The sequence below is a fragment of the Vibrio sp. FF266 genome (assembly GCF_041439695.1).
GTDB lineage: Bacteria > Pseudomonadota > Gammaproteobacteria > Enterobacterales > Vibrionaceae > Vibrio > Vibrio tasmaniensis_A.
The window spans coordinates 58,454-65,857 of the sequence record NZ_JBGOOO010000026.1 but is presented as its reverse complement, the minus strand read 5'-3'; the positions used below and the strand labels follow the sequence as shown (position 1 = coordinate 65,857).

Annotated in this window: 4 protein-coding genes and 1 tRNA gene; all 5 read right to left on the bottom strand. The window is 43.9% G+C overall.

Features of this window, described 5'->3' with window-relative positions; all coding sequences use genetic code 11:
* Positions 1-100: 100 nt before the first annotated feature.
* Positions 101-193, bottom strand: a tRNA-Ser gene (locus ACED59_RS17535).
* A 474-nt stretch (positions 194-667) separates the two neighbouring features.
* Positions 668-865, bottom strand: a complete 198-nt coding sequence (gene csrA / locus ACED59_RS17530; RefSeq protein ID WP_009847619.1) for a carbon storage regulator CsrA — start codon at positions 863-865, stop codon at positions 668-670.
* Positions 866-957: 92 nt separating this feature from the next.
* Entirely contained in the window at positions 958-2,139 is a 1,182-nt protein-coding gene (locus tag ACED59_RS17525; protein WP_081326776.1) for an aspartate kinase, read from the bottom strand.
* Between the two features lie 220 nt (positions 2,140-2,359).
* A complete protein-coding gene (gene alaS / locus ACED59_RS17520) occupies positions 2,360-4,942 on the bottom strand; it encodes an alanine--tRNA ligase (protein WP_017097681.1) in 2,583 nt (860 codons plus the stop codon).
* 250 nt (positions 4,943-5,192) lie between these two features.
* Entirely contained in the window at positions 5,193-7,064 is a 1,872-nt protein-coding gene (locus ACED59_RS17515; protein WP_029223908.1) for an alpha-amylase family glycosyl hydrolase, read from the bottom strand.
* Positions 7,065-7,404 lie beyond the last annotated feature (340 nt).

The window sequence follows — 7,404 nt, the reverse complement described above, 5'->3', positions numbered from 1 at the left end:
CCTCCGACCGCCTGGTTCGTAGCCAGGTACTCTATCCAGCTGAGCTAAGGGCGCACATTGTTACTTCTGTGTTTGCTTGCAAATTCAAACGTGCAAGAAATGGCGGTGAGGGAGGGATTCGAACCCTCGATGCGGCTACAAACCACATACTCCCTTAGCAGGGGAGCGCCTTCGGCCTCTCGGCCACCTCACCGTCTTGCGGAGGCACATATTACGTTTTACCGAAAATATGTCAAACACTTTATTGAAAAAAATTGGACAAAAACACTCAACCGTTTGCTATTTAATCAAAGCGCTTGCAAATTGAACTTATAAGCTTCAAATCGCGCTTTTTCCCTTAAAAATTAAGGTGAAAGATTGGTAATAATAAACAGCCGAAAACAATTATCTAATTTATCCAGCAGCAAGTGCTACCGCTGTTTGCACAATACTACGGGATGCGTATTTGCGCCATAGGGGAAGCTAACAAATCTTGAGTTTGCGCAGACAAAATACCGTGTAATAGCGATGATCGATCCTATTTGTATTTCATAACGTCATAAAGCTCTCACTTCACCGCGTTAAGACTAACCCGTTACCACCCCATCGATGTTCAAATGCGTATTTCCATTCCCCCAAGATCAAAAAAGGCTAGCATCAATGCTAGCCTCTTCTCTACGCAAAAGTATTAGTAGTTGCCAGGTGCAACGTTACCATTACCTTTTTCAGCTTGAATGCGCATGTAGATCTCTTCACGGTGAACAGATACTTCTTTAGGTGCGTTAACACCAATACGTACTTGGTTACCTTTAACGCCTAGTACAGTAACTGTTACTTCGTCACCAATCATCAGTGTTTCGCCAACGCGGCGAGTCAAAATTAGCATTCTTTGCTCCTTGAGTAATCTCTAAATTTATCTAGCTACGCAAGCATTATCCAACAAAAGTTATATTTTCGTAAACTATCGATTGAGTTTATTTAACCAAAATGCACTTCTTTTTTAGGATAACCCTGTGTTTCACGCGCTACGATGTATGCATTGTGTAATATGTTAGCAGCCATATCGACTTGCGTTGGTGATATCACCAAAGTTAAAGACTGCTGTTGCAACAAGTGATGCTGTACATCAATTTCGCCTTCAGACAACAATCCATGTGAACTGACCACAATTTCTTGTGTTCGGCTTCCTACCACAGTTAACAAACTAACCTGTTCACTATTACGGATTTTCTCGTCAAAAACTAGTTTTAATTTAGCACTTATGTCCGGTTTGATAATGAGTGCTGCCCGTTCTGCTTCCTCGATCACACTACAGACTTCAATCCCTAATAAATGGCAATGCGACATGAGAGACGGTAAATCTTGATTCAAACACTCGATGCGAACCATATCTCTTTGAATGGCTATCCCAGCAATATCATTCAAACAGTCATTACCCGCGATCAATGTGCCCTCGCCTTCTTCAAAGCTCGAAAGCACTCTCAATGGTACATTGTGTCGCCACGCATGTTGAACACATGGAAGGTGTAAAATCTTAGCGCCTCTGCGAGCCATTTCTTCCATAGAGGGAAAGTCTAAGGTATCTAATTTCTTAGATTGCTTAACCACTCTAGGGTCGCAGGAATATACGCCATCAACATCGGTATATATCTGACACTCTTTCGCTTGAAGGGCGCCTGCCAACGCAACGGCCGTGGTGTCTGAACCACCTCGCCCTAAGGTTGTGATATCACCTTTCGCATTAACGCCTTGAAAACCTGCAACAATGACAATCTGGCCATCATCTAACAGCGCTTTGATAGGAGCGGTATCAATACGCTCAATCGTCGCATTATTATGATTAGAATCGGTGTGTATCTTGGCTTGATAGCCAGTCATCGATGTCGCTTCATAACCCAACTTGTGCAACGTCATCGCCAACAAAGCCATGGAAACTTGTTCTCCGGCCGTTAACAGCACATCCAACTCTCTAGCGTTTGGTACGCTATCAACTTGTGAAGCTAAGTTAACTAACCGATTTGTTTCACCTGACATAGCAGAAACGACAACCAGGATCTGGTTCCCTTCATTTTTCGCTTCAATGATTTTTTCTGCTACATGATGGATTCGTTCAATTGAACCCACCGACGTTCCACCAAATTTCTGCACGATAAGAGGCATTTTCACCCTTCCTCACCTTCCCAAGACCAATGTCTATATATGACAAAAAAACACATACTCCGCGTCATGGCGAAGCAATAAAAAATTAACCAAGGAGTCTAACGTTACCATTAGCCTTCTTGGTTAATCTCAATCAAACCTTTTTCAGAGGTTCTTCCAATGGGCAAAATAAAAGATGCCCAATCAGTTGATTGGGCATCTTTGTATCAATTACTTAAGCTTAAAGACGCTCTTCAAGCCAAATACGTACTGATTTAAGCGCTTCAGGTAGTGCTTCAACGTCAGTACCACCCGCTTGAGCCATATCTGGACGACCGCCGCCTTTACCACCAACTTGCTCAGCAACCATCTTAACGAGGTCACCCGCTTTAACTTTGCCGATAAGGTCTTTAGTTACGCCAGCAATCAGGCCAACTTTACCGTCTGCTACGTTCGCGATCAGGATGATGCCGCTACCTACTTGGTTTTTAGCGTTATCAACCATAGTACGTAGGTTCTTGTTGTCTGCACCTTCAATGGCAGCAACCAGTACTTTAGTACCAGAGATCTCTTCTACTTTACCCATGATGTTTGCACCTTCAGCTGCAGCCATCTTTTCTTTAAGTAGTTGGATTTCTTTCTCTAGCGATTTCGCTTTCTTAGCTGATTCAGCCAATTTCTCTTCGTAAGCGTTAGCCTGAGCTTCTACTGCATCTAGAGCTGCTTCACCCGTTACCGCTTCAATACGACGAATACCCGCAGCGATACCACCTTCTGAAATGATCTTGAATAGACCGATATCACCCGTGTTGCTTGCGTGGATACCACCACAAAGCTCAGTAGAGAAATCGCCCATAGACAGAACGCGAACTTCATCATCGTACTTCTCGCCAAACAGTGCCATCGCACCTTTTTCTTTCGCTGACTGGATGTCCATGATGTTAGTTTCAATCACATGGTTCTTACGAACTTGTGCGTTAACTAGACGCTCTACTTCTTTAATCTGTGCTGGTGTTACCGCTTCAAGGTTAGAGAAGTCAAAACGTAGGTTGTCTGGCTTAACTAAAGAACCTTTCTGAGCAACGTGCTCACCTAGCACTTCGCGCAATGCTGAGTGAAGTAAGTGAGTTGCAGAGTGGTTTAGTGAGATAGCAGCACGACGCTCAGCATCAACGCGCGCTTCTACTTTATCGCCTTGAGCAAATACGCCTTCAACTAGCTCACCGTGGTGTGCAAATGCATTACCTAGCTTTTGAGTATCTTGTACTTTGAATAGACCCGACGCTGTGCTTAGCGTACCCGCGTCACCACATTGACCGCCTGACTCAGCGTAGAATGGTGTCTCTTCAAGGATGATGATTGCTTTGTCGCCTGCCGATAGTGAAGATACTTCTTCGCCGTCAACGAATAACGCAGAAATCTCACCTGCACCTTCAGTACCGGTGTAACCACAGAACTCAGTGTTCGTGTCTACTTTGATCGTTGCGTTGTAATCAGTACCGAACTGACCCGCTTCACGTGCACGCTTACGCTGTGCTTCCATCGCCTTCTCAAAGCCTTCTTCATCAATGGTAAAGTCGCGTTCGCGAGCTACATCGTTAGTAAGGTCAGCTGGGAAGCCGTATGTATCGTAAAGTTTGAAGACTGTTTCACCGTCAAGCTCTTTGCCTTCAAGTGAGTCTAATGCGTCGTTTAGGATAACCATGCCACGCTCTAGCGTGCGACCAAAGTTCTCTTCTTCGATGCGAAGTACTTTTTCAACAAGCTCTTGCTGTTTCTTAAGCTCTTCAGCTGCAGAACCCATCACTTCAGCCAGTACACCCACAAGTTTGTGGAAGAACACGCCTTGTGCACCAATCTTGTTACCGTGACGAACTGCACGACGAATAATACGACGTAGAACGTAGCCACGACCTTCGTTTGAAGGCATTACGCCATCAGCGATTAGGAATGAACAAGAACGGATGTGGTCAGCAATAACGCGCAGCGATTGGTTAGATAGGTCGTCGTGACCCACCACTTCTGCTGTCGCTTTGATTAGCTTTTGGAATACATCAATTTCGTAGTTAGAGTGAACGCCCTGCATGATTGCAGAGATACGCTCAATACCCATACCAGTATCTACAGCTGGCTTAGGTAGCGGTTCCATAGTGCCGTCAGCGTGACGGTTGAACTGCATGAATACGTTGTTCCAAATCTCGATAAAACGGTCACCATCTTCTTCAGGTGTACCAGGGCGGCCACCCCAAATGTGCTCACCGTGATCGTAGAAGATTTCAGTACATGGACCACAAGGGCCTGTGTCACCCATTGTCCAGAAGTTATCAGATTCAAACTTCTTTCCACCTTCTTTGTCGCCGATGCGAACAATCTTGTCAGCTGGGATGCCCACTTTCTTGTTCCAGATTTCGAATGCTTCGTCATCTGTCTCGTAAACCGTTACTAACAGGCGATCTTTTGGCAGACCTAGTGTTTCAGTCAGGAACTCCCAAGCAAAGCCAATCGCTTCTTCTTTGAAGTAGTCGCCAAAGCTGAAGTTGCCTAGCATTTCGAAGAACGTGTGGTGACGAGCCGTGAAACCTACATTTTCAAGGTCATTGTGTTTACCACCCGCACGTACACAACGCTGAGCCGTAGTTGCTCGAGTGTAGGCACGTTTTTCGGCGCCTAAGAAGCAATCTTTGAATTGGTTCATGCCTGCATTAGTAAATAGCAGGGTTGGATCGTTATGTGGAACTAACGATGAACTGTCTACGATTTGGTGTTCTTTGCTCTCAAAGAACTTAAGGAACGCGTTGCGAACCTCATCAGTGCTCATGTACATGCAGCTCTTCCTGAAAATAGTCGAGTTAGAATTTTGCCGTATTGTAGATCATGGTTAAGGCTTCGACTAGTTTTCTTGTAGAAAAGACACCCTTGGGCAGGATTTTAGTTGGAATTCGATAAAATGAAGAATATTCCACTAGCTCAAGCGAAGAAAAATAAAAAAAACCTCGCACACTATGTACGAGGTTTATGCTGTTGATACTCAATCAAAAACCAGTAAAACCGTTATCAATAGCCTGTATTACCTGTTAGTGCTTAGTGCGTAAGATAACCACTTCATTTTGGTCTAGATTAAATGTACCGCTGCCATTAGAAACAACCACTTGGTCAGTGCCTAATACACTGTCGTAAGTTCCGTTTGCCAATCCTAAATTCACCGCGTTAACCGATGTACCTTGACCGAGGTTCATTGCAACCACAACTACGTCATCGCCTGCGTTACGTTCATATACCAATACATCATTGCTTATCCAACGCTCGATATAATCACCTTGCTGAACCGCATAGCTGTCCTTACGAAGCTTACTTAATGTTTTTATCATCTTGTAAGCATTGGTCGTTTTATCAAAGCTTGGCATCATTTCACGGTTGTATGGGTCATTACCTTGTTGGCCAAAACCGTTGGTAGTGAAGTTAGCCGCGTAGTGCTCTGTTCCATAGTAAATACAAGGAATGCCACGAGAGGTCATAATAAGCGCTAAACCCAGCTCCACTCTGTCTTGTGCAAATGCAACACTTTGACGACCACCCCACTTGTCTTTGCCTGCGCCAAAGTTCTTCGCGTCTGAGCGTAAAACGGTAGAGATACGTGACGCATCGTGGTTATCTAAGAACACCACTTGCCAATCACTGCTTGTGAATTTTTGGTCTCTCAGCTTCATGTAGTTATTAATGGCATACATGCCAGTTCCATTGTGTTGTAGCAAGGCGTTTTCGATGGTGTTTCTCAAACCAAAATCAAGCAATGCAGAGCCTGATGTATTGGCAAAATCGATAGAGGCAAAGTTTGATCCTGTTGCGTCAGCACCTGAATCCATCCACTCACCAAAGAAATAGAAATCTTTACCTTGGCTTTTCTTCGCGTACGCGTTTATTTGGTCAGTAAAATCTTGGATAAACTCTTTATCCATATGTTTCACCGCATCAATACGAATCGCATCCACACCTAAATCAACCCAGAATTTCGCGCCATCAATCAAGTACTGACGCGCAGGGCCATCTTTACGTTGGTCAAAATCGGTTAAGTTAAACAAGGTTTTATTACGAACCGCCCATGCGTCGTTCCATTCCCAATCTTTACCGTTTTCAGCGATCGCTCCATTATGATGGTAATACCCTGCATTATCATTTTTGTAGTCGGTAACTCGAACACCCTTTTTATAAAGTGCACCGTATTCCCCTTCATCATCAGGGTTAGAGTGATTAGGCGCATAGTCCAGCACGAGTTTCATGCCGTAGCTATCCATTTTCGTCTTTAATGCTTTAAAATCGGCAACGGTACCTAGATGCTCGTCAACTTTAAAGAAGTCACGTCCCCAGTAGCCGTGGTAACCCGCACCGCCTCGACTGTCAGGCACGTTAATGTTATCTGCTGGAGGCGTTATCCAAATGGCCGTGATCCCCATATCATGCAAGTAATCTAGCTTTGCAGTTAAACCTTTTAAGTCACCACCAAAGTATTTTTTGAAATCCGATTTGTCTGCCGAATACATGTCGGCACCCGTCGCTGTATTATTGGCTGAATCGCCATCATAGAAACGGTCAAGAAACACGAAATACATGGTTTCATCACGCATATCAAAGGGAAGTTTTTCATGGACCACCACTTTATTCGTGTCGTCATAGAAATTAATTTCGTAGGTTTTATTAGGGTCAACTGAGAAATTTGATAGAGGGTAGTTTTCAGACCAATCACCAAAGCGATCAACCTTAAAACTAGGAGAGTTCGTTCCATCACCGGTATTAAATTTTTTCACTATTTGCCAGTGGTTTGCTTTCACTTTAACCATAGATTCGGCTTGCCAGTTATTGGCTGTACCACGGAAATAGGCCTGGTTCCAATCTGCCATAGCAGGTAGGGAAGCCAGTAATGCTGATAGCACAATAAGCTTATTCTTCATGTGTCGTCCTTTATTCACGTTATGTTGGTGTAGGTTATTGTTTTATATTCTTGTCACGCGATTTAACTATCAGGTCGTGTTTCGTGAGCATGCTATATAGCCTCCCTCCCATACAACCATTACGGCCGCGTTAAATAATGTCAGAAGCGATGAAGTCAGCTGTACGAATAAAACCTTCCTTATATAAGTTCTATTTAATTGAGGCGTGACAGTATCTTGAGAATGAGTTCTCAGGATTCATTTATATTTTTATTATGCCCTTAAGCCAAAGTGAGATACTTAGGGCATATTATTAAAGTGAGGTGTTAGAACGTTCTATTGAAACCATTCATCTACGATA